We start from the raw sequence: 24,700 nt of genomic DNA, 5'->3' as shown, positions 1-24,700 counted from the left end.
CCACCCGGTGGCGGCCGCCGTCGCGGTCGCGAACCTGAAGCTGCTGCGCGACGAAGGCATCGTCGAGCGCGTGAAGACCGACACCGGCCCGTACTTCCAGGCGCTGATGCGCGAAACCTTCGCGCGTCATCCGATCGTCGGCGAAGTGCACGGCCACGGGATGGTCGCGAGCTTGCAACTGGCCGAAGCGCCGGCCGAACGCCGCCGCTTCGCGAACGGCGGCGACGTCGGCACGATCTGCCGCGACTTCTGCTTCAACGGCAACCTGATCATGCGCGCGACCGGCGACCGGATGCTGCTGTCGCCGCCGCTCGTGATCTCGCGCCAGGAAATCGATGAACTCGTGTCGAAGGCGAAGAAGGCCGTCGATGCAACCGCCCAGCAACTGGGTATTTCGTAACGGCCTTGCCTACAGGCGTGCGGCGGGCGCCGCACGTCGCCATAACCAGGGGAACTCCACCATGCGTGCCTGTATTCTTCGCCAAGCCTGCTCCGTCGCCGCCCTCGCCGCCGCGGCCGCGCTCACGTCGGTCGCCAGCCCGTCGGCGCATGCCGACGAGCTGAACGTCTACAACTGGTCCGACTACATCGCGCCGGACACGATCCCGAACTTCCAGAAGCAGACGGGCATTCACGTCAAGTACGACAACTACGACAGCGACGACACGCTTCAGGCGAAGCTGCTGGCCGGCAGCTCCGGCTACGACATCGTCGTGCCGACGTCGAACTACATGGCCAAGCAGATCCAGGCCGGCGTGTACCAGAAGCTCGACAAGTCGAAGATTCCGAACCTCGCGAACCTCGACCCGCTGCTGATGAAGATGATCGCCGACGCCGATCCGGGCAACCAGTACGGCGTGCCCTGGGCGTACGGCACGGACGGCATCGGCTACAACGCGCAGGCGGTGAAGAAGGCGCTCGGCGACAAGGCGCCCGTCGACAGCTGGGCGCTGGTGTTCGATCCGGCCAACATGGAGAAGCTGAAGAGCTGCGGCGTGTCGTTCCTCGACCAGGCCGTCGACGTGTTCGCCGCCACGCTGCAATACATGGGCAAGGATCCGAACAGCAAGAACCCGGGCGATTACCAGGCTGCATTCGAAGTCCTGAAGAAAGTCCGCCCGTACATCACCCAGTTCAACTCGTCCGGCTACATCAACGACCTCGCGAACAACGACGTGTGCGTCGTGCTCGGCTGGTCGGGCGACGTCGGCATCGCGCACCGTCGTTCGGCCGAAGCGAAGCGCTCGTACGACATCAAGTTCGCGAATCCAAAGGAAGGCGGCCTGCTGTGGTTCGACGTGATGGTGATCCCGAAGGATGCGCCGCACCCGGAAGCCGCGATGAAGTGGATCAACTACGTGTCCGACCCGAAGGTCAACGCGGCGATCACCAACACGGTGTTCTACCCGACCGCGAACAAGGCCGCGCATCAATTCGTCACGCCGGCCGTCGCGCAGGACCCGACCGTCTACCCGCCCGAGGACGTGCTGAAGAAGATGGTGCTGATGAAGCCGATGCCGGCCGACATCCTGCGCCTCGAGAACCGTCTGTGGGCCCAGTTGAAGACGGGCCACTGATCGCCGTGCATCGCGGCGGCGCAGGCATCGCGGTACGCCTGCCCGCCTGACATTCGCGGACCTCCGTCCGCCCGCGCGCCGCGCGCGCTGTTCCATCCGGCACGAGCCGTCGTCCGCGAGTCGCGTTGCGCGCCTCGCGCGGGGACGCTCACGCCTGCAATCCGTGAAGAACGAATGGTGACTCTCATGCAATCGATACCCTCTTCCGCTGCCGCACGACAGACCCAACCGGCCACGGCGCCCCGTACGCAAAACGACGCGTTCGTGCGCATCGAAAACGTCGTGAAGAAATTCGGCGACAGCACGGCCGTCGACAACGTGAACCTGACGATCGCGAAGAACGAGCTGTTCGCGCTGCTCGGCAGCTCGGGCTGCGGCAAGTCCACGCTGCTGCGCATGCTCGCCGGGCTGGAGACGGCCACCTCCGGCAAGATCTTCGTCGACGGCGAGGACCTCGCGTCGCTGCCGCCGTACCGCCGCCCCGTCAACATGATGTTCCAGTCGTACGCGCTGTTCCCGCACATGACGGTCGAATCGAACGTCGCATTCGGCCTGAAGCAGGAAGGCACGCCGAAGCACGAGATCAGGGAGCGCGTGGCCGACGCGCTCGCGCTCGTGCAGATGAGCAAGTACGCGCAGCGCAAGCCGCATCAGCTCTCGGGCGGCCAGCAGCAGCGCGTCGCGCTGGCCCGCTCGCTGGTGAAGCGCCCGAAGCTGCTGCTGCTCGACGAGCCGATGTCCGCGCTCGACAAGAAGATTCGCCAGAAGACCCAGCTCGAACTCGTGAACATCATCGAGAAGGTCGACGTGACCTGCGTGATGGTCACGCACGATCAGGAAGAGGCGATGACGATGGCGAGCCGCCTCGCGGTGATGAGCGAAGGCAAGATCGTGCAGATCGGCTCGCCCGGCGAAGTCTACGAATACCCGAACAGCCGCTTCTCGGCCGAATTCATCGGCTCGACCAACCTGTTCGAGGGCCGCGTCGTCGAGGACGAGCCCGATCACATCTTCGTCGAAAGCGACGACCTCGAAGCCCGCATGTACGTGAGCCACGGCGTGACCGGCCCGCTCGGAATGCCGGTCGGCATCTCGGTGCGCCCGGAGCGCGTGCACGTGTCGCGCGAGAAGCCGGGCTCGAAGCACAACTGGGCGCGCGGCGTCGTCACCGACATCGCGTACATGGGCAGCTATTCGCTGTACCACGTGCGTCTGCCGAGCGGCAAGACGGTGGTGTCGAACCTGTCGAGCTCGCATCTGATGAACGACGGCGCGCCGGCATGGAACGACGACGTGTTCGTGTCGTGGTCGCCGGCCAGCGGCGTCGTGCTGACGCAGTGAGGACGCCGCGATGAGAACCTCCGCTTCCACGCCTTCCGCGCCGGTGTCGACCGGCGCTACCGCCGCCGCGCCGGCTTCCCGGCGCGGCAACCGCTCCGCCGCGCTGTCGCGCTTCCTGCCGTCGGGCCGCAGCGTCGCGATCGGCGTGCCGTTCCTGTGGCTGACCGTGTTCTTCGCGCTGCCGTTCGTGCTGGTGCTGAAGATCAGCTTCGCCGACCAGGTGATGGGCATCCCGCCGTACACGTCGCTCGTCGAGATCAAGGACGGCGTCGTGCACTTCGCGCTGCAACTGTCGCACTACGCGTTCCTGCTGCAGGACGACCTGTACATCGCGACCTATCTCAGCTCGCTGAAGATGGCCGCCGTGTCGACGGTGCTGTGCCTGCTGATCGGCTATCCGATGGCGTACTACATCGCGCGTTCGGAGCCGAACCGCCGCAACGTGCTGATGATGGCCGTGATGCTGCCGTTCTGGACGTCGTTCCTGATCCGCGTGTACGCATGGATCGGCATCCTGAAGGACGACGGCCTCCTGAACCACACGCTGATCGCGCTCGGCATCATCCACACGCCGCTGCGGCTCTATCACAGCGATGCGGGCGTCTACATCGGGATGGTCTATTCGTACCTGCCGTTCATGGTGATGCCGCTCTATGCGCACCTCGTGAAGATGGACCTGACGCTGCTCGAGGCCGCGTACGACCTGGGCGCGAAGCCGTGGGTCGCGTTCACGCGCATCACGCTGCCGCTGTCGAAGAACGGGATCATCGCCGGCAGCCTGCTGGTGTTCATCCCGGCGGTGGGCGAGTACGTGATCCCGGAGCTGCTCGGCGGCGCCGACACGCTGATGATCGGCCGCGTGATGTGGGATGAATTCTTCAACAACATGGACTGGCCGATGGCGTCCGCGGTGACGGTCGCGATGGTGCTGCTGTTGCTGGTGCCGATGGCGCTGTTCCAGTACTACCAGGTCAAGGAACTGGAGGACGCGAAATGATCAAGCCGAGCAAACCGCTGTCGACGGGCGTTCTCGCCTTCGGCTTCCTGTTTCTGTACATCCCGATCATCAGCCTCGTCGTGTACTCGTTCAACGAGTCGAAGCTGGTGACGGTGTGGTCGGGCTTCTCGCTGAAGTGGTACGCGGCGCTGCTGGACGACGACGAGCTGCTGACCGCCGCCTGGCTGTCGCTGAAGATCGGCCTGTTGACGGCCACCGCGTCGGTCGTGATCGGCACGTGGGCGGGCTTCGTGCTCGCGCGCTTCGGCCGCTTCAAGGGCTTCACGCTGTACACGGGGATGATCAACGCGCCGCTGGTGATTCCGGAGGTGATCCAGGGGATCTCGCTGCTCCTGCTGTTCGTCGCGCTGGAACAGATGTTCGGCTGGCCGAAGGGGCGCGGGATGGCGACGATCTGGATCGGCCACGTGATGCTGTGCGTGTCGTACGTGGCGATCATCGTGCAGTCGCGCGTGAAGGAGATGAACAAGTCACTCGAGGAGGCCGCGCTCGACCTGGGCGCGACGCCGCTGAAGGTGTTCTTCGTGGTGACGCTGCCGCTGATCTCGCAGGCGCTGCTGTCGGGGTGGCTGCTGTCGTTCACGCTGTCGATCGACGATCTGGTGCTGTCGGCGTTCCTGTCCGGGCCGGGATCGACGACGCTGCCGCTGGTGGTGTTCTCCCGCGTGCGGCTGGGGCTGAACCCGGAGATGAACGCGCTGGCGACGCTGTTCATCACCGCCGTGACGATCGGCGTGATCGTCGTGAACCGGACGATGATCGCGCGCGAGCGGCGCCGGATGGCCGACTTGAAGGCGGCGTTCGCGGCGGCGTGACGGCCCGCCTCCGCTTCGAAGACAACGAGCACTGCAGACAAGCATGACGCGCGGCCTCAGGGGGGCGCGCGATTCGATCCCGATTTGACAGGCGCACGACTAGGAGAATCCGCAATGAAGAAGAAACTGATCTGCCTGCTGGTGGCCGGCGCGTTGCCGGGCATCGCGCTGGCCGGTTCCACCTCCGCCGAAATCAAGGCGCTGCAGGCGCAGGTCGCGGCGCTGCAGAAACAGATGAAGGCGATGCAGGCGCAGCTCGCCGCGAAGCCGGGCGGCGCGGCGGTCGCGACGTCCGGCGCGAGCGGCGGCATGGCGGGCGGCGGCGCCGTCGCGGTCGCCGCCGACCCGGGCTCGCCGGATTACGGCAAGGCACGCGCGACGCTGACCAACGACGAGGTCAGCGAAATGAAGCAGCAGATCGCGAACCAGCAGCTGAAGGTCGACTCGCTGACCGACGCGGCCACCACGGGCCCGCTCGCCGGCCTGTCGGTCACCGGCTACATCGATCCGACCTACATCTACAACCGCGCGGCCGGCACGTCGTCGTTCCTGTTCGCGAACCACGAGAACGCGTACAACTATTTCAACAGCACGTTCGGCGATCTCTACCTCGACATCAAGAAGACGTTCGGCGTCGGCCCGATGGCGCCGTCGGCCGAAATCACGCTGATGCCGAACCGCGGCAACGGCATCACGCTGCTGCAGAACTCGCGCGGCTCGATCACCGACAACCTGCTGAACACGGCGGTCGTCAACGTGCCGATCACCGCGGAAACGACGCTGGTCGCCGGCCTGATCCCGAGCTTCGGCGGCTACGAAGTCCAGCAGTCGAACCAGATGCTCACGCTCACGCACAACCTGCTGTACGATTTCTCCGATCCGGGCAGCTACGTCGGCGTCGGCGCGAACTACACGAAGGGCAACTGGGCGTGGAAGTTCTTCCTCGGCAACGAGCAGTACCGCACGTACGGTTCGGTCACGCAGACGGGCACCAATGCGCTCGGCGACCCGATCACCACCAGCAACAAGGTGCCGACCTTCACCGCGCGCGCGGACTACACGTGGTCGAGCGCGCTCGATCTCGGCGGCTCGTTCAACATCGGCCGCCAGACGCTGTCGAGCGCGATCGACGAGAACGGCGTCGTCCACTACGGCCCGGGCGGCGCGGCGCCGAGCGGCTACGGCTCGTTCTTCTTCGGCGAACTCGACGCGACCTACACGCTCGCCGACGTGCAGTACAACGCCGAAGTCGACTACGGCCGGCAGCAGCATGCGGCGTTCAACGGCGGGCTCGCGCAGTGGTACGGGCTGTCGCTGCTCGCGCACCGCAAGTTCAACGCGCCGGTGGTCGGCCGCATGGGCGTGACGCTGCGCTACGACCTGCTCGCGAACTCGAAGAACGGCGGCGGCGGCGGCGGCATCGCGCTGAACGGCAACGGGATGGACCCGAGCAACGGCTTCGGCGTCGATGCGGACTGCCTCGCGATGTCGAAGGCCGGCGGCGGCCTGGGCTTCGAGTGCAAGGGCGCCGTGCGCCAGGACGTCGCGCTCGACCTGCTGTTCTATCCGACCCAGCAGATCACCGTGAAGGTCGAATACCGGCACGACTGGGCGAACAACAAGGTGTTCCTGCGCAACGACGGCTCGTACGGCAAGTCCAACGATCTGCTCGCGACGCAGTTCATCTATTCGTTCTGATGCAGGACGCGCGGGACGCCGTGCCGCACGCACGGCGTCCCGCGCCGAATTTCGGATGGCTGCGCGCCGTTGCAGCCTTGTCGAGGGAGTCGGTTTGATGACGCAGTCTTTCACCCGCCGCGCCGATGCGCTCGCGCGCGACTCGTACTACGAAGCCACGGCCGCGCGGCCCGCCGCCGACGATCCGATGCTCGACGCGGCGATCGACGTCGACGTCTGCGTGATCGGCGCCGGCTTCGCGGGCCTGTCGACGGCGCTCGACTGTCGCGCGCACGGGCTGTCCGTCGCCGTGCTCGATGCGCACCGGCCCGGCTGGGGCGCGTCGGGCCGCAACGGCGGCCAGGCGATCACCGGCTTCGCGAAAGACGAGGTGATCGAGAAACAGCTCGGCGCCGACGGCGCGCGCGCCGCATGGTCGCTGTCGCTCGACGGCGTCGCGCTGATCGCCGAGCGCATCGCGCGCCACGGGATCGATTGCGACTTCGCGCGCGGCTATCTGACGGTGGCGACGAAGCCGCGCCGCATCGACGACCTGCGCGCGTGGATGACCGCCGCGACGTCGCGCTGGGGCCATCCGTCGCTCGCGTGGCTCGATACCGGCGAGATCCAGGCGCGCATCGCATCGACGCGCTATCTGGCCGGCGTGCACGATCCGCTGTCCGGCCATCTGCATCCGCTCAAGTACTGCCTCGGCCTCGCCGATGCCGCGCGCCGCGAAGGCGTCGCGCTGTACGCGCACACGCCGGCGCTCGACGTCGTGCGCGGCGCGCGGCCCGTCGTGCGCACGCCGTCGGGCGAAGTGCGCTGCCGTTTCGTCGTGTCGTGCTGCAACGCCGGGCCCGGCGGCGTGCTGCCGGCCGCGACCGCCGCACGCATCGCGCCGATCGCGTCGTACATCATCGCGACCGAGCCGCTCGACCGCGCGCGCGCCGACGCGCTGATCGCGCGGCGCGAGGCCGTGTGCGACAACAACTTCTTCCTCGACTACTTCCGGCTGTCGGCCGACCACCGGATGCTGTTCGGCGGCCGCGCGAATTCGGCCGGCGCGTCTCCCGCCGCGCTCGCCGAAGCGATCCGGCAGCGCATGGTCGCCGTGTTCCCGCAGCTCGCCGACGTGCGCGTCGAGCACGCGTGGGGCGGCTTCGTCGACGTCACGCGCAACCGCGCGCCGGACTTCGGCGCGATCGATCCGAACTTCTTCTACGTCCAGGGTTTCAGCGGACACGGCGTCGCGCTCACGGGAATCGCCGGGCGCGCGGTCGCCGGCGCGATCGCGGGCGATGCGCGCGCGTTCGACCTGTTCGCGCGCTTGCGTCACCGGCGCTTTCCCGGCGGCGACGCATGGCGGCAACCCGCGCTCGAACTCGGGATGCTGTACCACCGCGTGCGCGAGCTGTTCTGAACCTTCTCGATACGTCTTCCCGATCATGCAGACCTTCGCCAACCAGCCGCACGTCGCGTCGTACTACGCGGCGACCGCCAACGATACGACCCGCCACGCACCGCTCGCCGGCACGACCGACGCCGACGTGTGCGTGATCGGCGCGGGCCTCACGGGCCTGTCCGCCGCGCTCAATCTCGCCGAGCGCGGCCATTCGGTGACCGTGCTCGAAGCGTCGCGCGTCGGATGGGCGGCGAGCGGCCGCAACGGCGGCCAGCTGATCGGCGGCTTCGCGTGCGATATCGACACGTTCGCGCAGTTCATGCCGGAAGCCGACGTGAAGCGGATCTGGGACATGGGGCTCGAAACGCTGTCGCTCGTGAAGTCGCGCATCGCGCAACACGACATCGACTGCGCGCTGGTGCCCGGCTACCTGACCGCGGCCAACACCGAACGCGACGCCGATGCGCTGAAACGGTGGCGCGACGAAGCCGCGAAGCGCTTCGGCTACGACCGCTTCCGCTTCGTCGAAGCCGGCGAACTCGGCGACTACGTGCAGTCGGCCCGCTATCGCGGCGGCCTGTACGATCCCGACAGCGGCCATCTCCATCCGCTCAACTACACGCTCGGCCTCGCGCGGGCTGCAGTCGACGCCGGCGTGCGCATCCACGAGGACAGCTGCGTGACGCGCGTGCGCGACGTGTCCGGCGGCCACGTCGTCGAGACGAGCGGCGGCAACGTGCGTGCGCGCTTCGTGGTGCTCGCCTGCAACACCTACGTCGGCACGCTCGCGCCCGCGCTGGCGAGAAAGATCATGCCGGTCGGCACCTACGTGATCGCGACCGAACCGCTCGGCGAAGCGCGCGCCGCCGCGCTGATGCCCGCGCGCGCGGCGATCTGCGACAGCCGCTTCGTGCTCGACTATTTCCGGCCGGCGCCCGACACGCGGCTCGTCTGGGGCGGCAAGGTCAGCTATTCGACGCGCGAGCCGCGCGACCTCGCGGCGGCGATGCGCGCCGACATGCTGAAGACGTTCCCGCAACTCGCGGACGTAAAGGTCGACTATGCGTGGGGCGGCTTCGTCGACATCACGATGAACCGCGCGCCGCATTTCGGCCGCATTACGCCGACGACGTACTTCGCGCAGGGGTTTTCGGGGCACGGCGTGAATACGACCGCGCTCGCGGGCAAGCTCATCGCCGAGGCGATCGACGGCCAGGCGAGCCGCTTCGACCTGTTCGACAGGATCCGGCATCGCGACTTCCCCGGCGGCGCGGCGCTGCGCACGCCGGCGCTGGTGCTCGCGATGAGCTGGTACCGGCTGCTGGACGCGTTCGGCGTGCATTGAGCGGCGCGCGGCATTGCCGCGCAGAAGCAAAACGGCCGCTCGTTTCGAGCGGCCGTTCGGACGACAGGCGTGGCGTGACGCCGCCGCGCGTCAGTCGGTGCCGTACTTCGGCGAGCGCGGCCCGTACAGCAGCCCGTTCGGCGGGCCGGCCGACAGCAGCCGCGTGCTCGTCAGCCCGGCGACGTCATGCGCTTCGTCGGTCAGCGAATGCGCGACCTGCTTGACGGCCGCCTGCACGAGCGCCCCGACGATCCCGAACGCATTGACGCTCATGTTGTTGCCGACTTCCTTGCCGGTCGCCCGGCCCTCGCCCTGCCACAGCACGTCGCCGCTCTTCAGGTCGACGAGTTTCGCCGACGCGGAAACGATCGTCGTGCTGTCGACCAGCTGGTAGACGGAGCCGTACTGCGTGACCTTCGAATACATCGCGGCGTCCGCGCCGAAGATCTCACGCAGCTTCGCCGGCGACGTGGCCTGGATGTCGGTCGCATTCGTCAGGCCGTTCTGCTTGAACGTCTCGTCCATTACCGCGACGGGCACCACGTAGTAGCCGGACTCGGCGAGCGGCAGCGTCATTTGCGACAGCACGCCGTAGGTCGCGCCGACGTCGGTGGTGTCGTTGACCGGCGGCAGCACGAGGATCGAGCGCGGCTGGCTCTTCTTGAACGCCGTGTAGTCGGGGCGTTGCACCGGCTGCGCGCACGCGCTCAGCAGCGCGGCGATCGACAGCACGGACAGCAGCTTGAATGAAAGTGTCTTGAACATGGCAAGGGCATCACTGTTTGGCGGGATTCGAATCGGCATGCTTCTGATCGGCAACCGTCTGGCCGGCGGCCGCCGGATGCGCGGCCTTCGATGCACCGGCCTTCTTCTTCATCAGGAAATCCATATACGTGGCAGATTCCGGGAACAGTTGCTTCTCGGCCTGCAGTTCCTGCTCGGCCTGCTGCTCGTTGCCGACGCTCGCATACAGCATCCCGAGATGCGCATGGAAGCCCGGCGGCGGCGTGTGGCCCTTCGCGCGGATTTCCTGCAGCGCCTTTTCGAGCGCATCGATCTGCTGCTGCGGCGCTTGCTGTCCCTTGAAGTATTCGTACACCTGCGGCTGATAGCCGGTCCACTGATACAGCGGCGGCGTGGTCGGCGCCGCGCAGCCCGCGAGCAGCAAGGCGGCCGCCGTCGCCGGCAGCCAGATTCCCCGTTTCATGGTCTTGTCTCTTCTGGTGGGTGAAATGATTCGTGCGTGTCGTATCGCGCGCGGCATTTACTGCGCCGCCTTCAGCGCGCCGGCGTCGACCTGGTCGACGAGATGGTTCACGGCTTCCTGGATCGCGAGGTCCAGCACCTTGCCGTTGAGCGTCGAGTCGTAGCCGGCCGTGCCGCCGAAGCCGATCACCTCGCGGTTCGACAGGCTGAACTCGCCCGCGCCCTGGCTCGATGCGATCACTTCCGACGTCGTCGTGTCGACGATGTTCAGGTTGACCTTCGCGTACGCGACCTGCGTCTTGCCGCGGCCGAGAATGCCGAACAATTGATGATCGCCGACGTCCTTGCGGCCGAACTCGGTCACGTCGCCCGTCACCACGTAGTTCGCGCCCTTCACGGCCTGTGCTTTCTTCATGAAGCCGGCTTCCTGCTTGATCTCGTCGAGGTTCTCGCGATCGAGCACGTTGAAGCGGCGGCTCTGCTGCAGGCGCGTGACGAGGATCGTCTTCGCCTGTCCGCCGAGACGGTCGATGCCGTCGGAGAAGATGCCGCGCATGTAGCTCGAACGGTTGTCGAACTTGCCGACGGCGATCGCGACGGGCTTGCCCGCGTACGGCTTCTGCGCGCTGCTGACGGCCGGCACGTCGAGCGTGCGCGACGATTCGGTCGCGCAGCCGGACAGCGCCGCGACGACCGCTGCCGCCACGAGGACGGTGCGTCGTGTCTGAATGTTCACTGCTGGTCTCCTTGATGGAAAAGATGCCGCTGCGCGAGGCTCATGCACGCGCTCATCGCCGGTTCGGCGATCGCGGTAAGTCAGGGAAGGGGGTGCAACGGATGCGTTACGGCAAAACGCGGATGGGGAATGCGATGCGCGCATAGATCGCGCACACGAATGATTTCGTTATTCTGGTTACTGCACTGTTGATCGTGCATGGTCGGCCCCGTATATGATTTTTCGCGATCATATCAAGCCTGTTTATCAAGACGGGGTATCTTGATAATAATTGACGATTTTCGCACTTATATTAAATACGCCGCTTATTCGTGCGCGAAGCGTTGCGCGCGTGGGCTCGCGCGGCACGCGACCGATCTGCGCCGGTCTTCCGTGTCGATATCGCCGGATTGACGATCGATCCGGCGATATCGACACACGTCATTCGCGCCGTCGATCCGAACGGCCGATATCCCGACAACAAGCCGTCCGGCGTTCCAGCCGCACACGCGCATACGGTTTCCGCTAATCGGCCACTTTCTGCCGCATCGTCACGAATTCCTCGGCCGCGGTCGGATGAATGCCGATCGTGTCGTCGAACTGCGCCTTCGTCGCGCCCGCGCGGATCGCGATCGCGATGCCCTGGATGATCTCGCCCGCATCGCGGCCAACCATGTGCGCACCGACCACGCGCTGACTGTCGCGCGCGACGACGAGCTTCATCAGCGTGCGCTCGTCGCGGCCCGACAGCGTGTGGCGCAGCGCCTTGAACGACGTGCGGTAGATATCGACGTCGCCGTGCGCGTGCCGCGCATCGACCTCGCTCAGGCCGACCGTCGCGACCTCCGGCTGGCTGAACACGGCCGACGGCACGTACGCGTGATCGACCGCGACGCGCGAGCCGCCGAACAGCGTGCGTGCGAGCAGCCCTGCGTCGCGCGTCGCGACCGGCGTGAGCTGCGGCCGCGACGTGACGTCGCCGATCGCATGGATCGACGGCACCGACGTCGCCGAATACGCATCGACGGCAATCGCGCCGCGCGCATCGAGCAGGATGCCCGCCTGCTCGAGCCCGAGCCCGTCGACGTTCGGCACGCGGCCCGTTGCATAGAGCACCTGATCGTACGGCCCGTGCCGCTCGTCGCCGACGTGCACGAACAGCGTGCCGTCGCTCGCGCGCTCGATCGAACCGATCACCGCGCGCGCATGAATCGCGACGCCCTGCTTCGTCATCTCGTCGGTCAGGAACTGGCGCACGTCGTCGTCGAAGCCGCGCAGGATGTTGTCGCCGCGATAGAACACGTCGACGTGGCTGCCGAAGCCGTTGAAGATGCCCGCGAACTCGACCGCGATATAGCCGCCGCCGACCACCGCGATCCGTCTGGGCAGCGCCGCGAGCGACAGCGCCTCGCGCGACGTGATCGCATGCTCGATGCCGGGCCGCGGCGGCAGCGACGGCCGCGAGCCGGTCGCGATCGCGATGTGGCGCGCGCGGAACGTGCGCGCGCCGATCGCGACCGTGTGCGCATCGACGAGCGTCGCGCGGCCGGCGTGCATGTCGACGCCCGATTGCAGCAGCAGGTTGATGTAGATGTCGCTCAGCCGATTGATCTCGCGATCCTTCGCGGCGATCAGCGCGGGCCAGTCGAGCGTGCCGGCGCCGAAGGTCCAGCCGAAGCCTTTCGCGTCGTCGACTTCGTGCGGGTAGTGCGATGCGTAGACAAGCAGTTTCTTCGGGATGCAGCCGCGCAGCACGCAGGTGCCGCCGATCTGCTCTTCTTCCGCGATGCCGACGCGTGCGCCGTACGACGCGGACATGCGCGCGAGCCTCACGCCGCCCGAGCCGGCGCCGATGACGAACAGGTCGTAGTCGAAATCCATCGCATCCCCTCATCGCAGTTCGAATGGAGGCACGATAGCAAGATTCGGGAATTCGTGCGGCGCATGGCGCGCACCGCGCGCCCAATAAAAAAGCGGCGAGAGACGAGGCCTCTCGCCGGTCAAACCGGCCGGCGGTTGTGCCATGCGTCACCGATCGACCGCATGCCCGACCTGCCGATTGCGCGGCACCGGTCCGCCCGGGCGCGCGAAGGGCGCGCCCGCGGCCGGACCGGCCGCCATGCTCATGCCTGCGACGTGTCGCTGCCGTCCGTCGCCTGCGTATCGTCCGCCGCCTGTTCGGGCTTCTCTTCCTTCTTCTCGAGCATGCCTTCGATCGCCTCGGCGCCCTTGAAACCGGCGACGGCCGCGGCCGCCTTGGTCAGCAGGCCCGCGTCCGGATCCAGCTTTTCCGCGCCTTCGACGGCGGCGATCGCGCCGGCGATTTCACCCACGGTGTTCAGGATACCCATCGTCATCCCCTTTCAAGAAAATCGTGAGCGCATCGTCCCACGAAAGAAACCGGCGGACCGCGTTTGTCATCGCCGGATACACAAGTTACGCACCAAGCCGGCAGCGCACGTCGCGCGCCACCGGAACGACGCACGCGCACGCCTGACGGCATGCCACGAGCGATGCACGCAGCGTAGCGGAAAGCGTGCGCGCGCACTGTAAAAGTATGTTCTGGATTGCCGACGGATCGCTTACGGCGCGGGACTTCCGCAATGGAGCGTCTGCCGAATAGTCGGGTGTGCGTATGAAGGTCGCGCGACGAAAAAAAAAGAGGCGCCTTGCGGAGCCTCTTCGATGCGCGCCGGACGGAGCCGGCGCATGCGTTCCGGCGTTCGTCAGAAGATATTGCGCAGGCCGATCGCGATGCCCGTCTGGTTGCTGCGGCCGGGCAGCTCGACGTTCGCCGCGCCGTTCGTCTTGTTGAAGTCGACGGTGCCGTAGATCTCGGTGCGCTTGCTCAGCGCGTATTCGGCGATGCCGACGATCGCGTAGCGGTTGCCGCTCGCGAGCGTGCCGTTCGTGGTCATCGCGTTGCGCATGTGGTCGTAGTAGAACGCGCCCGTCAGCGTCAGCGGCGTGCTGACCTGCCAGCTCACGCCCGCGAACGGGCCGTCGTCGATGCGGCCCGTGCCCTTCGCGACCGGAATCGTCTGCTGCGCGAGCAGGCTGTCGACGAAGCCCGTGTCGTCCTTCGAGCGCAGGTAGCCCGCGTAGATCTTCGCCTTGCTGAACGCGTACACGACGTTCGCGTGGTAGATCGTCTGCTTGCGCGCCGAGTTGTCGCTGTTCTGCTGCGCGCCGGCCGCGATGCTGAGCGGGCCCATCACGTACGACAGCGACACGCCCCATGCATTGCCCTTGCCGAGCGAGCCCGGAATCTGGCCCGAGAAGCCGCCGGCGCCGGTCGATTCGTAATTCGTGCCGGTCGAGTACATCGCCTTCGCCGTCAGGCCCTCGAACTTGCCCGTGTACTTGATCTGGTTGTCCGCATACAGGCCGGCGCCGAGTGCGACCGGCAGCCATGCGTTTTCGAGGTAGTTGCCGACGGTGAGCGGATCGTAGGTGTCCGACAGCAGGTCGAACAGCGGCGTCTTCTGGCGGCCGAGGGTCACCGTGCCGTACGGGCTCTGCAGGCCGACGTACGCGGCGCGGTTGAACAGGCGGCCGCTGTCGGCGAACGCGCCGTTCTGCAGGTTCACGCCGCTCTCGAGGTTGAACACGGCCTTCAGGCCGCCGCCGAGGTCTTCCGTGCCGTAGATGCCGAAGCGGCTGTTCGTGATCGCGCCGTTGGTCATCGACAGCAGGCCGTCGTTCTTCGCGTTGGCGTTGGTCAGGTAACGGATGCTGGCGTCGGCGACGCCCCAGAGCGTGACCGAGCTTTGTGCCGATGCGTACTGGCTGGCGAAGGCCAGCGCCGCGCCCCCTGCGATGACTGCGAGTCGGGTGGTCTGCTTCATGAGCTTTCCTTTTTTAGGTGTCTCCATTCATGACCGGCCGCGTGCGCAGCCGGGTGGCGATCGCGAACGTTCATGGCGAGCGCGATGTGGGCTGAATCATAAGACGAGTCCGAACGCTGAAAGAAATTGAAATACGCGGCAATCGCGCGATTGTCGTCCGGGAACAACGTTTCCCGCGCCGGGCCTCGCTCGCACGGCGGCGGGAGGGCGCGCGACGGCGCCGGCGGGCACGCGCGGCGCTGTAAGGTTCGTCGATGGTGCGGCGCGCTCACGCGGATCGCGGCCGAGATGGTCGGTGCGGTGCGCTCACCCGGATCGGGGCGAAATGGTCGGTGCGGTTGGTGCGGTCGCGGCAGTCGCGGCAGTCGGGGCAGTCGGGGCAGTCGGGGCAGTCGGGGCAGTCGGGCAGTCGGGCAGTCGGGCAGTCGAGCAGTCGAGCAGTCGAGCAGTCGAGCAGTCGAGCAGTCGAGCAGTCGAGCAGTCGAGCAGTCGAGCAGTCGAGCAGTCGGGGCGGTCGGAGCGGCGGCCTGCCGCTTGCCCCGCCTGCCCTGCCGTCAGACCGTTTGCGTCGCCCCGTCGTTGCCGTTGCCCGCGTCGCCGTTGCCGCCCGCGTCGCCCGCACCGCCGTTGCCCGCGCGACGCCATGCACGTCGCACGATCTCCGCGAATGCACCGACGAGCAGCAGCACGGCGCCCCACAGCGCGATGTCCGGCGCGAGCCGCGTCACGAGCCCGCCGATCACCGCGCCGGCCAGGAAACAGAAGCTGATCGTCGCGAGCAGCGCCGAATCGTGCAGCGCCCCCGCGTCGTAGCGCGGGATCAGCCCGACGAACAGCTTCTGCGCGGCGCGCCGCAGGTTGCCGGTCGTCATCACCGACGTGTACGACAGTTCCTCGAGATGGGTGAACGACAGCGTCTGCAATGTCGCGACGAACGAGATGCCCGGAATCAGCCACGCGCTCGACGCGCCGACGAGGCCGCTCGCGGCGACGCCGAGGAACGCGATTTCGACGATGAGGCTCACGAACGCCGTATGCCGCATCCAGCCGCGCTGCGCGGCGAGGCCGAGCAGGTGCGCGACGAACACCGCGATCACGAAGCCGCCGAGCGGCGGCACGTGATGCAGCGCGGCGGCCCATTCGCCGGCCGACAGGTTGATGCCGAGCAGCGCGACGTTGCCGGTCATCGTGTTCGCGAACACGTGGCCGTGGCCGACGTACGTGTACGCGTCGAGATAGCCGCCGGACAGCGTCAGCAATGCGGCGACAGTGAGATTGCGGCTGGCGCCGTCGAGATCCATCGATCCTCCGTGGTACGCGCCGCACCGCCGCGCGCGGCGGGCGGTGCGAATGTCGGTCGTGCCGGCAGGCGCGCCACCGGCACTGCGCGGCCGGGCTTCGCCGCATGCCGCGCGTCAATATGATGTTCGCCGTCGGGTACGCGCGAGCGCCGCGCATCGCAGCCGGCCGAAGCGTGTCGACCGCACGATTTCCGCCGCCGCGAGACCGGCCGAGTATACCGGGCCGACCGGCGCCGGCGCGGCCACGCGCGCCGCGCCGCCCTTCTTCACCGGGCCGTCGAATGACACTCGCGAAGTTCTTCCTGCGCTACCCGGCCATCCCGTTCGCCGCGATCGCGCTGGTGGCCGTCTGGACGTTCAACCGCGAATCGGCCGAGATCGATGCGCGCCAGTACGCGGCGCTGGTGGCCGCATATCCGTCGTTCACGCCGAAGCTGAAGCACGAGGTGGCCGACGCATTGCGCGGCGGCAGGCTTGCGAAGCCGCTCACTGCCCGATGCCCGTGAGCCCGATCAGCGCGCCGCCCGCGAGCAGCCACAGCGGATGGATGCGCGTGCGCCACGCCAGCACCGCGCACGCGGCCGTGATACCCCACTGGATCGCGGTGCGGTTCGACGCCTCGGAAATCAGCACCGCACTCGCCGCGACGAGCCCGGCCGTCACCGGCATCATCCCCTGCTGCACGTAGCGGCGCCACGGCCGGTCGCGAAAGCGCTCCCACGCATGCAGCGCGAGCACGGTGACGATCGACGACGGCCCGAACTTCGCGAGCGACGCGACGAGCAGCCCGGCCCAGCCGGCCACGTGCCAGCCGACCAGCGACACGATCATCATGTTCGGCCCCGGCGCCGCCTGGGCCAGCGCGAACAGCGCGGTGAACTCGTGCGCGCTCATCCAGTGATGCACGTCGACGACCTGCCGCTGCATCTCCGGCAGGATCGTGTTGCCACCGCCGAACGCGAGCAGCGACAACTGGCTGAAGATCGTCGCGATGGCGATCAGCGTGTCGCTCATGGCCGGCCCTCCCGTTGCGAATCGGGCGAGTCGGACGTGCCTGGCGCGGCGGCCGGCGCCGGCCGCGGCGTGCCCGCGTCGCGGCGGCGCGACGCGAGCCAGATGCTGACGGGCGTCAGCACGAGCATCGTGGTCAGCAACGGTATGCGCAGCACCGCAATCGCGACGAACGCGACGACCGCAATCGCCGCGGCCGTGCGCGGCGCCCGCAGCAGCGGCTTCGCGACCTTCACGGCCATCGCGACGAGCAGGCCGGCCGCCGCGGCGGCGAGCCCCGCGAACAGGTGCTGCACGCGCGGATCGCTCTGGGTCTTCGCGTACAGCACGCCGAGCGCGACGACGACGAGCGTCGGGCCCGCGATCAGCCCGAGAATGCCGGCGAACGCGCCGGCGACGCCGCGAAAGCGCATGCCGACGGCGACCGACAGATTGATCACGTTGCCGCCCGGCAGGAACTGGCACAGGCCGAGCAGATCGGTGAATTCGTCGGCGGAGAGCCACTTGCGCTCGTCGACGATCGTGCGCCGCGCGAACGGCAACGCGCCGCCGAACGACATCAGGCCGAGCGACAGGAAACCGGTGAACAGCTCGGCGAGGCCGACGCCGCGAGGGGACGCGGCAGGCGGCGGGGAGGCAGGCGGCAAGGCGGATTGCATGGGGCTCCTCATCAAACGGTGAATCGAGGTTACCGCCGTTCGGGATTCCGGCAAAACGATTTTATCGGCGCGCCCTTGTGATCTAGAATCACAAGCATGGCACGCGATCTCCCGCCCTTTTCCGCGCTTCGGGCCTTTGAAGCCGCGGCACGACATGAAAGCTTCAGCGCCGCCGGCGACGAGCTGCATGTGACTCACGGTGCCATCAGCCGGCAGATCGCCGGGTTCGAGACGTGGCTCGGCAAGCCGGTGTTCCACCGTTACGGCAAGCGCGTGAAGCTCACCGACGAAGGCCGCCGCTACCTGGACACCGTGCGCGCGGCGTTCGACAGCATCGCGCACGCGACCGAGCAGTTGCGCCACACCGGCGCGGCGCGCGTGCTGCGCATCAACGCGCTGCCGACCTTCGCGATGAAATGGCTGCTGCCGCGGCTGTCGCGGTTCCAGCGCGACGTGCCGAACGTCGAGCTGAAGCTGTCGACGTCGAACGCGCCGCTCGACACGCTGAACGGCTTCGACGTCGCGATCCGCCGCGGCCCCGGCCACTGGCCGAACTGCACGAGCGGCCACTTCCTCGACGAAAGCGTGATTCCGGTGTGCAGCCCGGCACTGCTCAAGCGCGCGCCGATCGCCCGCGCGGACGATCTCGCGCGACACGTGCTGCTGCATTCGGATACGCGGCCGGAAGGCTGGCGCGACTGGTTCGCGGCGGCCGGCGTCGCGATGAAGGCGCGCAAGCGGCAGTCGTTCGACCACTTCTACCTGGCGCTGCAGGCCGCCGTCGACGGGCTCGGCGTCGCGCTCGGCCCGTTGCCGCTGATCGACGACGAGCTCGCGAGCGGGCGTCTGGTGATGCCGCTCGACGGGCCACGCATCGCGACGCGCAGCTACTGGTGGATCACGCCGGGCGCGCCGGCCGACGATCCGCTCGTCGCGCAATTCTGTGCGTGGCTGCAGGGGCAGTCGAATACCGGCGCATGAACGCGCGCCGGCGGGCGGCATTGCACCGCCCGCTGTCGAATCACACCACCGGGCCCGGTTCCTTTTCCTTGCGCAGGATCGCGTACAGGATGATCGCGCCGAAGGTCGCGGTGCCGATCCCGCCGAGCCCGAAGCCGCCGAACTTCAGCGAGAAGTCGCCGGCGCCGAGCACCAGCGTGACGGCCGCGACGATCAGGTTGCGGTTGTCGGAGAAGTCGACCTTGTTGACGACCCAGATCCGCGCGCCCGTCACCGCGATCAGCCCGAACACGACGATCGACACGCCGCCGAGCACGGGGCCCGGGATCGTCTGGATCACCGCGCCGAACTTCGGCGAGAAGCCGAGCCCGATCGCGATCAGCGCGGCGAGCGCGAACACCAGCGTCGAATAGATCCGCGTGACGGCCATCACGCCGATGTTCTCCGCATAGGTGGTCACGCCCGTGCCGCCGACGCTGCCCGACACGATCGTCGCGAGCCCGTCGCCGATGAACGCGCGGCCGACGTAGCGGTCGAGGTTGGTGCCCGTCATCGCGCTGACGGCCTTGATGTGGCCGAGGTTCTCCGCGACCAGGATCACCGCGATCGGCGCGAGCATCAGCATCGCGTGCGGATCGAACACCGGCGCGCGAAAGCTCGGCACGCCGAACCACGCGGCGTGCGCGACGATCGCGAAATCGATCGGCTTGCCGAGGCCCATCCCGTTGGTCGCGATCGCGTAGATCACGTAGGCGATCGCGAGCCCGACGAGGATCAGCAGGCGTTGCATCATCCCGCGCGCGAACACCGCGACGCCGCCGACGCACAGCACCGTGACGAGCGCCATCACCGATTCGAAGGTCGAGCCCGACACGCCCTTGACCGCGATCGGCGCGAGGTTCAGCCCGATCACCGCGACCACCGCGCCGGTCACGACGGGCGGCATCAGCGTCTCGATCCAGCGCGTGCCGATCGCCTGCACCAGCGCGCCGAGCGCGACGTACACGACGCCGCACGCGACGATCCCGCCGAGCGCGACCGGAATGTTCGGATTCGGCCCGCTGCCGCCGTAGCCCGTCACCGCGATCACGAGGCCGATGAACGCGAAGCTCGAACCGAGATAGCTCGGCACGCGGCCGCCCACCAGCACGAAGAACAGCAGCGTGCCGATGCCCGACATGAAGATGCACAGGTTCGGGTCGAAGCCCATCAGCAGCGGTGCGAGCACGGTCGAGCCGAACATCGCGACGACGTGCTGCACGCCCATCGCGACCATCTGCGGCCACGCGAGGCGCTCGTCGGGGCCGACCACGCGCGAAGCCGCGCCGGTCGGTCGGACCCGCCAGCGCGGGAAGTAGGAATCGGACATGGGGAAAGCGCTCCTGTCGGTCGTCGGTCGCCGGCTGCCAGGGATGCGCCGGTCTGGAATCTGGCGCGAGTTTACGGAGCGGAAATGGGGCTGGCAAGCGGCCCGGTACGCGGAGTCGGCAAGCGGTGCGCCAGGTACGCAAGCGTCCGCCCGCGCGAGAGAACCGGTGCGCGACCGCGCGGCCCGGCGAAGTGCCCGCCCGGGCGCGATGCGCGCGAGGCAGCGCGCGGCGGCCCGCGCCGGCCGCGAAGTAAGCGTGCGCTCACATCGCGGCCGGCGCGTCGTGCATCAGGGGTTGATGTACTGGAACAGCGACAGGTTCTGCAGCTGCGCGTACGCCTTCTGCGAGCCCGTCAGCGCGTTCTGCATCTGCAGGAACTGGCTGATCGTCGCGACCATGTTGGTGCTCGTCAGGTCGGCGAGGTTGCTGCTGACCTGCAGTGTGTTGGTCTGGTTCACGGCCTGCATCGCCTTGATTTCCTGCTCGCGGCCGCCCACCGACGCCTGCACGGTCAGGACGTTCGTCATCATGTTGTTCAGCTTCGTCGTGCCGGTGGTCATCGCGTTCGCGAGCGCGGTCGCGGCGGCCGTGTTGCTGCTGATCGGCACCTTCAGCGCGGCGATCATCGTGTCGAGCGCCGCGAACACGTCGGTGCCGGCCTGCGGCGCGGGCGTGACCGTGAACGTGTCGCCCGGCGCCGGCTTGCCCGACACGGGCACCGACAGGCCGTTGCCGAGCGCGATCCCGGCGCCGTCCGAATACGGCTGCGCGGGGGTCGTGGTCGGCGGCACGACGGTGTTGTCGGTCACCGTGTACGTGGGCGCGGCGGCCGTGCCGCCGAACGCGATCGTGAACTGGTGCGCGTTGGACGCGGCCGACGGGCTCGTGATCGTCACGCCGCCGATCGTGCCCGTGCCGGTGTTGCCCGTGCCGGCGAGCGGCACCGGCTGGCTGCCGAGCATCGGCACCGACAGGAACACGCTCGCGCCGTTGTCGCCCTGCGCGATCGCACGCGTGTCGGCGATCTGCACCTGGCGCGAGCCGGTGTCGCCGCTGTAGGTCACGCCGCCGCCCGGCGCGTTCGAGAACGGCGCGGTGGCCGTCTTGAAGCCGGCGAACAGGTAGTTGCCCGCGCCGTCGGTCGAGTTCGCGAGCGTCAGCAACTGGTCGCGATAGCCCTGCAATTGCGTCGACAACGCGGAGCGGTCGCTGTCCGACAGCGAGCCGTCGCCGGCCTGGATCACGACCGTATGAATGCTGTTGAGCAGGTTGTTGACGCTGATGAGCGTCTGGTCTTCCTTCTGCAGCGACGACAGCGCGGCGTTCTGGTTCGACGCGTACTGCGACAGCGTCGCCGACGTCATCGACAGCTGCACGGCCTGCGCCGCGCCGAGCGGGTTGTCGGCCGGCGTCGCGAGGCTCACGCCGCTCGAGATCTGCTGGTACAGCTGCGAGAGCTGCGCCTGCTGGTCGCTCATTTGAGCGACGTTCATCTGGTAGAACTGCGCAGTGGAAATCCGCATCGCTTGGAACCCCGAAATCAGTTGAACAGGCCGAGCACGGTCTGGAACAGCGTCGACGCGGTCTGGATCACCTTCGCGTTCGCCTGGTAGAGCTGCTGGTACTGCATCAGGTTGGCCGCTTCCTCGTTCTGGTTCACGCCCGACACCGACTGCTGCGCCTGCGTGATCTGGCCGACCAGCGCGGTCTGCGCGGCGCTCGACGACTTCAGCTGGCTCGCCGTGTTGCCGATGCCGTTCACGTAGTTCGCGTACGCGCCCGTCAGCGTGGTCGAGCCGTTGCCGAACGCCGTCGAGTTGACGAGCTTCGACAGCGCGAGCGCGTTGCTGCCGTCGTTCGTGCCGCCCGTGTTCGGCGCGACCTTGAACGTGTCGCCCACCGCCGGCGTGCCGGACACCGTGACCGTGACGCCCGCCGTCAGCGTGATCGGCGAGCCGGACTGGTACGGCTGCGCGGTGCTGGTCGTCGGCGGCACGGCCGTATTGTCGGTGACCGTGTAGGTCGGCGCGGCCGCGGTGCCGCCCATCGTGATCGTGTAGTTGTGCGCGTTGGCCGCGGCCGTCGCGCTCGTGACCGACAGCCCGCCGATCGTGCCGTTGCCGGTGTTGGTCGTGGTGGCCGACGGCACGTACGGCGCGGCCGCCGCGATCGCGGAGCCGCTCGACGTCGCGAGGCCGAAGCCGTTCAGCGCGCCGCGCGTCGGCTGCACGGTGAACTTGTCGCCGGCGCTCATCGAGCCGGACGAGAACGAGAAGTTCAGCCCGCCGATCGATGCCGGCATCGACGTCGACGTGCCGACCACCGTGCCGCTCGCGCGGTCGGTCAGCGTGTAGTTCGTGCCGTCGTACGCGAGCGTGTAGTCGCTGGTGGTCGGCTGCGCGGCGTTCGCGAACGACACGGACAGCGCCGCGTTGCCGGTATTGCCCTGGTTCGCGTAGGTGATCGGCGCGCCGGTCGAAAACAGGTTGCCGCCCACCTTGCCCGACAGGTCGATGCCGAGCGCGTTCTGCGCGTTGACCTGCGCGGCGAAGCTGGTCGCGATCGCGCCGAGCTGGGCCTCGGCCGGGTCGAGCGTCTGGCTGCGGAACGCGAGCAGGCCGCCGAGCGTGCCGCCCGACAGCGACGCGTCGGACAGGAACTGGTTCGGCCCCTGCGGATTCGCGCCGGCGATGCCCTGCGATACGACGGTCAGCTCGCTCGGATCGGACGGCGACGTGACGGTCGCGAGCTGGTAGCTCTTGTCCGCGACGACGAGCGGCGTGCCGCCCGACATGAACACGCTGTAGCCGTCGCTGCTGCGCACCACCTGCACGCCCGCGAGATTCGACAGGTTCGACACCGCGAGGTCGCGCTGGTCCATCAGCTGGTTCGGCGGCTGGCCCTGGCTGCTCGCCGCGGCGATCTGCTGGTTCAGTTGCGCGATCTGCGCGGTGTACGCGTTGATCTGCGTGACGGTGCTCGTGAGCTGCGTGTTCACGCTCTGGCGCAGCGCGTCGTACTGCTGGCCGGCCGCCGTGATCTGGTTCGCGAGCGTCTGCGCATTGCTCATCGCGGTCTGCCGCACCGACGAGTCGGACGCGCTGTTCGCGACGTTCTGCATGCCGGTGAAGTAGCTCGTGATCGCGGTCGAGATGCCGGCCGTCGGGCTGCCGATGTAGTTGTTCAGCTGCGTGACGAGCGAGTACCACGTCGACAGCGCGCCGCCCTGCGTCTGCGCGCCGTTCAGCTGGTCGCTCAGGTACTGGCTGTACTGCCGCTGCACGGTGACGGTGTTCACGCCCTGCGGCATGTAGCCGCTGCTGGTGTACTGCCCGCTTGCCTCGGCATAGACGGGGCGTTCGACCGAATAGCCCGGCGTCGCGGCGTTGCTGATGTTCTGGCCGGTCGTCGTGAGGCCCCAGAGCGCGGCATTCAGGCCGCTGACGCCGAGGTTCATGAGTGTGTTGGACATGCGCGATCCTGATGAGCCGGCCGCGCTGCGGCCGCCGGGTTGCGTGACTCCCGGTATAACGGCCGCGGATCGAAAAAATTGAGGAGAAAATGCACGCGCGACGCACGGGCGTGCGGCGCCGCTCGAAGCGGCCGGCGGGCGCGCCGGCGCTGCTGCGCGGGCGGCCCGTGGCGGGCCGCCCGCCGGGTGCGCGTCAGGCCCGCGCGAGCGAGCGGCGCTTCATTTCGAGCTGCGTGATGAGCCGCTGCAGCGTGTTCTCCGCGCTGCCCGGCAGCGACATGTAGCGAAAGCCGAGCTGGTAGCGCCGCGACCCGTTCGGCATCTGCGTCGAACGCTGCGACACCAGCTGCAGGTCGAGCGACAGCTTGCCGTGGCCGGTCAGCTCGAGCTCGACGTCCGGCAGCAGCGTGCCGACCTCGAGCGCCTCGACGCGCTCGTCGGCCGTGCGCAGCCCCACGCCGCCGAGCGACAGGTTATGCACTTCGAACAGGAAGCTTTCGCCGTCCGGCAGCTTGCCGCGGCACAGGAACGGATCGACGATCGGCGCGTCGACGCGGAAATATTCGCGGCGCTGGATGCAGACCAGCACGTCGGGGAAATCGGCGACGAACGCGGGCAGCCCCTCGTAGCGCGTCTCGCGCGGCGTGCCCGTGGCGAATTCGACGCGCACGCCCTCCGGCGCGGCCGCGAACGTGCAGTGCGACGCGCCGAGGATGCCGGCGTTCTGCTCGGACAGCGCGCCCCAGTCGAACGTGAACGTCCGCGCGCCGACGTCGACCTCGAGCAGACGCGTGACGAGCTGACCGCCCGGGTACTGGACGGTCAGGAAATCGCCGCGATTCACGAGGTTGCGCAGTTGCACGCCGATTTCCAGCGGATTGCGGCGGGCATAGTCGGGCCCGGAGTGGCCTGCATCCAGGCTGGGGTCCGTCGACGTTTCGATATTCATGGCTAGCCGGTCTTTCTTGTCATGGGCGCCC

At 68.0% G+C, this 24,700-nt stretch carries 22 protein-coding genes and 1 pseudogene; 10 read left to right on the top strand and 13 right to left on the bottom strand.

Going from position 1 to position 24,700, the window contains the following annotated elements:
• From WS96_RS14370 to WS96_RS14335, 8 genes are all read left to right on the top strand, one after another.
• A partial coding sequence (locus WS96_RS14370; RefSeq protein WP_155644528.1) for an aminotransferase class III-fold pyridoxal phosphate-dependent enzyme occupies nucleotides 1-400 on the top strand: 400 nt, incomplete at its 5' end.
• A gap of 61 nt (nucleotides 401-461) precedes the next feature.
• On the top strand, nucleotides 462-1,577 hold the full coding sequence (locus WS96_RS14365; protein WP_059780814.1) for a polyamine ABC transporter substrate-binding protein: 1,116 nt from the start codon (nucleotides 462-464) through the stop codon (nucleotides 1,575-1,577).
• 186 nt (nucleotides 1,578-1,763) lie between these two features.
• Complete coding sequence (locus WS96_RS14360) at nucleotides 1,764-2,918, top strand: ABC transporter ATP-binding protein (RefSeq protein WP_034208581.1); 1,155 nt, start codon at nucleotides 1,764-1,766, stop codon at nucleotides 2,916-2,918.
• A gap of 10 nt (nucleotides 2,919-2,928) precedes the next feature.
• The gene (locus WS96_RS14355; RefSeq protein ID WP_059833307.1) at nucleotides 2,929-3,915 is read left to right on the top strand and encodes an ABC transporter permease subunit; all 987 of its coding nucleotides are present in this window, start codon (nucleotides 2,929-2,931) and stop codon (nucleotides 3,913-3,915) included.
• Nucleotides 3,912-4,751 carry an ABC transporter permease subunit gene (locus WS96_RS14350; protein ID WP_059824768.1) on the top strand — a complete coding sequence of 280 codons (840 nt, stop codon included), beginning with the start codon at nucleotides 3,912-3,914 and terminating at the stop codon, nucleotides 4,749-4,751. The genes WS96_RS14355 and WS96_RS14350 overlap by 4 nt, the downstream gene beginning before the upstream one ends.
• A 114-nt stretch (nucleotides 4,752-4,865) precedes the next feature.
• On the top strand, nucleotides 4,866-6,449 hold the full coding sequence (locus WS96_RS14345; protein ID WP_059833305.1) for a DUF3138 family protein: 1,584 nt from the start codon (nucleotides 4,866-4,868) through the stop codon (nucleotides 6,447-6,449).
• A 97-nt stretch (nucleotides 6,450-6,546) separates the two neighbouring features.
• Nucleotides 6,547-7,851 carry an NAD(P)/FAD-dependent oxidoreductase gene (locus WS96_RS14340; RefSeq protein WP_059833303.1) on the top strand — a complete coding sequence of 435 codons (1,305 nt, stop codon included), beginning with the start codon at nucleotides 6,547-6,549 and terminating at the stop codon, nucleotides 7,849-7,851.
• 25 nt (nucleotides 7,852-7,876) lie between these two features.
• The gene (locus WS96_RS14335) at nucleotides 7,877-9,178 is read left to right on the top strand and encodes an NAD(P)/FAD-dependent oxidoreductase (RefSeq protein ID WP_059833301.1); all 1,302 of its coding nucleotides are present in this window, start codon (nucleotides 7,877-7,879) and stop codon (nucleotides 9,176-9,178) included.
• Between the two features lie 90 nt (nucleotides 9,179-9,268).
• On the opposite strand, the gene WS96_RS14330 is transcribed toward WS96_RS14335, so the two are convergent.
• The 7 genes from WS96_RS14330 to WS96_RS14300 all read right to left on the bottom strand — a co-directional run bounded on the left by WS96_RS14330 (nucleotide 9,269) and on the right by WS96_RS14300 (nucleotide 16,248).
• Nucleotides 9,269-9,943 carry a DUF799 domain-containing protein gene (locus WS96_RS14330; protein ID WP_059833299.1) on the bottom strand — a complete coding sequence of 225 codons (675 nt, stop codon included), beginning with the start codon at nucleotides 9,941-9,943 and terminating at the stop codon, nucleotides 9,269-9,271.
• A 10-nt stretch (nucleotides 9,944-9,953) separates the two neighbouring features.
• Nucleotides 9,954-10,385 (bottom strand): DUF4810 domain-containing protein, encoded by a 432-nt coding sequence (locus WS96_RS14325; RefSeq protein ID WP_059833297.1) that lies wholly within the window; start codon nucleotides 10,383-10,385, stop codon nucleotides 9,954-9,956.
• Nucleotides 10,386-10,442: 57 nt separating this feature from the next.
• Complete coding sequence (locus WS96_RS14320; protein WP_208449968.1) at nucleotides 10,443-11,114, bottom strand: CsgG/HfaB family protein; 672 nt, start codon at nucleotides 11,112-11,114, stop codon at nucleotides 10,443-10,445.
• A 510-nt stretch (nucleotides 11,115-11,624) separates the two neighbouring features.
• The gene (gene gor / locus WS96_RS14315; protein WP_059833296.1) at nucleotides 11,625-12,980 is read right to left on the bottom strand and encodes a glutathione-disulfide reductase; all 1,356 of its coding nucleotides are present in this window, start codon (nucleotides 12,978-12,980) and stop codon (nucleotides 11,625-11,627) included.
• A gap of 242 nt (nucleotides 12,981-13,222) precedes the next feature.
• Complete coding sequence (locus tag WS96_RS14310) at nucleotides 13,223-13,450, bottom strand: hypothetical protein (RefSeq protein WP_034208778.1); 228 nt, start codon at nucleotides 13,448-13,450, stop codon at nucleotides 13,223-13,225.
• A 375-nt stretch (nucleotides 13,451-13,825) separates the two neighbouring features.
• On the bottom strand, nucleotides 13,826-14,947 hold the full coding sequence (locus WS96_RS14305) for a porin (protein ID WP_034208591.1): 1,122 nt from the start codon (nucleotides 14,945-14,947) through the stop codon (nucleotides 13,826-13,828).
• 554 nt (nucleotides 14,948-15,501) lie between these two features.
• Entirely contained in the window at nucleotides 15,502-16,248 is a 747-nt protein-coding gene (locus tag WS96_RS14300; protein WP_059833294.1) for a YoaK family protein, read from the bottom strand.
• Between the two features lie 281 nt (nucleotides 16,249-16,529).
• Here WS96_RS14300 and WS96_RS14295 point away from each other — a divergent pair.
• Nucleotides 16,530-16,730 (top strand): annotated as a pseudogene (locus WS96_RS14295) (hypothetical protein); the annotation flags it as partial.
• Between the two features lie 4 nt (nucleotides 16,731-16,734).
• Here WS96_RS14295 and WS96_RS14290 read toward each other — a convergent pair.
• Nucleotides 16,735-17,262, bottom strand: a complete 528-nt coding sequence (locus tag WS96_RS14290) for a chromate transporter (protein ID WP_006477572.1) — start codon at nucleotides 17,260-17,262, stop codon at nucleotides 16,735-16,737.
• A complete protein-coding gene (locus tag WS96_RS14285) occupies nucleotides 17,259-17,906 on the bottom strand; it encodes a chromate transporter (RefSeq protein WP_257127981.1) in 648 nt (215 codons plus the stop codon). The genes WS96_RS14290 and WS96_RS14285 overlap by 4 nt, the downstream gene beginning before the upstream one ends.
• Nucleotides 17,907-18,014: 108 nt before the next feature.
• Between WS96_RS14285 and WS96_RS14280 the strand changes: the two genes are divergently transcribed.
• Nucleotides 18,015-18,899, top strand: coding sequence for a transcriptional regulator GcvA (locus tag WS96_RS14280; RefSeq protein ID WP_059833290.1), 885 nt, complete (start codon nucleotides 18,015-18,017; stop codon nucleotides 18,897-18,899).
• Nucleotides 18,900-18,939: 40 nt separating this feature from the next.
• On the opposite strand, the gene WS96_RS14275 is transcribed toward WS96_RS14280, so the two are convergent.
• From WS96_RS14275 to WS96_RS14260, 4 genes are all read right to left on the bottom strand, one after another.
• On the bottom strand, nucleotides 18,940-20,247 hold the full coding sequence (locus WS96_RS14275; protein WP_059833289.1) for a solute carrier family 23 protein: 1,308 nt from the start codon (nucleotides 20,245-20,247) through the stop codon (nucleotides 18,940-18,942).
• Between the two features lie 288 nt (nucleotides 20,248-20,535).
• Complete coding sequence (gene flgL / locus WS96_RS14270) at nucleotides 20,536-21,771, bottom strand: flagellar hook-associated protein FlgL (RefSeq protein ID WP_059833287.1); 1,236 nt, start codon at nucleotides 21,769-21,771, stop codon at nucleotides 20,536-20,538.
• Between the two features lie 17 nt (nucleotides 21,772-21,788).
• Complete coding sequence (flgK, locus tag WS96_RS14265; protein WP_059833285.1) at nucleotides 21,789-23,720, bottom strand: flagellar hook-associated protein FlgK; 1,932 nt, start codon at nucleotides 23,718-23,720, stop codon at nucleotides 21,789-21,791.
• Between the two features lie 193 nt (nucleotides 23,721-23,913).
• Nucleotides 23,914-24,669 (bottom strand): flagellar brake protein, encoded by a 756-nt coding sequence (locus WS96_RS14260; RefSeq protein WP_034208598.1) that lies wholly within the window; start codon nucleotides 24,667-24,669, stop codon nucleotides 23,914-23,916.
• Between the last annotated feature and the right edge of the window lie 31 nt (nucleotides 24,670-24,700).

The sequence above is a fragment of the Burkholderia sp. MSMB1835 genome (genome assembly GCF_001526365.1).
Taxonomy (GTDB): domain Bacteria; phylum Pseudomonadota; class Gammaproteobacteria; order Burkholderiales; family Burkholderiaceae; genus Burkholderia.
This window is presented reverse-complemented; position numbering and strand designations above follow the sequence as displayed.

Coding starts and splice junctions, on each gene's coding strand:
- flgL (WP_059833287.1), bottom strand. CDS start 21,771: ATGCGGATTTCCACTGCGCAGTTCTACCAGATGAACGTCGCTCAAATG.
- flgK (WP_059833285.1), bottom strand. CDS start 23,720: ATGTCCAACACACTCATGAACCTCGGCGTCAGCGGCCTGAATGCCGCG.
- WS96_RS14275 (WP_059833289.1), bottom strand. CDS start 20,247: ATGTCCGATTCCTACTTCCCGCGCTGGCGGGTCCGACCGACCGGCGCG.
- WS96_RS14335 (WP_059833301.1), top strand. CDS start 7,877: ATGCAGACCTTCGCCAACCAGCCGCACGTCGCGTCGTACTACGCGGCG.
- WS96_RS14260 (WP_034208598.1), bottom strand. CDS start 24,669: ATGAATATCGAAACGTCGACGGACCCCAGCCTGGATGCAGGCCACTCC.
- gor (WP_059833296.1), bottom strand. CDS start 12,980: ATGGATTTCGACTACGACCTGTTCGTCATCGGCGCCGGCTCGGGCGGC.
- WS96_RS14330 (WP_059833299.1), bottom strand. CDS start 9,943: ATGTTCAAGACACTTTCATTCAAGCTGCTGTCCGTGCTGTCGATCGCC.
- WS96_RS14345 (WP_059833305.1), top strand. CDS start 4,866: ATGAAGAAGAAACTGATCTGCCTGCTGGTGGCCGGCGCGTTGCCGGGC.
- WS96_RS14365 (WP_059780814.1), top strand. CDS start 462: ATGCGTGCCTGTATTCTTCGCCAAGCCTGCTCCGTCGCCGCCCTCGCC.
- WS96_RS14310 (WP_034208778.1), bottom strand. CDS start 13,450: ATGGGTATCCTGAACACCGTGGGTGAAATCGCCGGCGCGATCGCCGCC.
- WS96_RS14280 (WP_059833290.1), top strand. CDS start 18,015: ATGGCACGCGATCTCCCGCCCTTTTCCGCGCTTCGGGCCTTTGAAGCC.
- WS96_RS14290 (WP_006477572.1), bottom strand. CDS start 17,262: ATGAGCGACACGCTGATCGCCATCGCGACGATCTTCAGCCAGTTGTCG.
- WS96_RS14325 (WP_059833297.1), bottom strand. CDS start 10,385: ATGAAACGGGGAATCTGGCTGCCGGCGACGGCGGCCGCCTTGCTGCTC.
- WS96_RS14300 (WP_059833294.1), bottom strand. CDS start 16,248: ATGGATCTCGACGGCGCCAGCCGCAATCTCACTGTCGCCGCATTGCTG.
- WS96_RS14355 (WP_059833307.1), top strand. CDS start 2,929: ATGAGAACCTCCGCTTCCACGCCTTCCGCGCCGGTGTCGACCGGCGCT.
- WS96_RS14305 (WP_034208591.1), bottom strand. CDS start 14,947: ATGAAGCAGACCACCCGACTCGCAGTCATCGCAGGGGGCGCGGCGCTG.
- WS96_RS14350 (WP_059824768.1), top strand. CDS start 3,912: ATGATCAAGCCGAGCAAACCGCTGTCGACGGGCGTTCTCGCCTTCGGC.
- WS96_RS14360 (WP_034208581.1), top strand. CDS start 1,764: ATGCAATCGATACCCTCTTCCGCTGCCGCACGACAGACCCAACCGGCC.
- WS96_RS14340 (WP_059833303.1), top strand. CDS start 6,547: ATGACGCAGTCTTTCACCCGCCGCGCCGATGCGCTCGCGCGCGACTCG.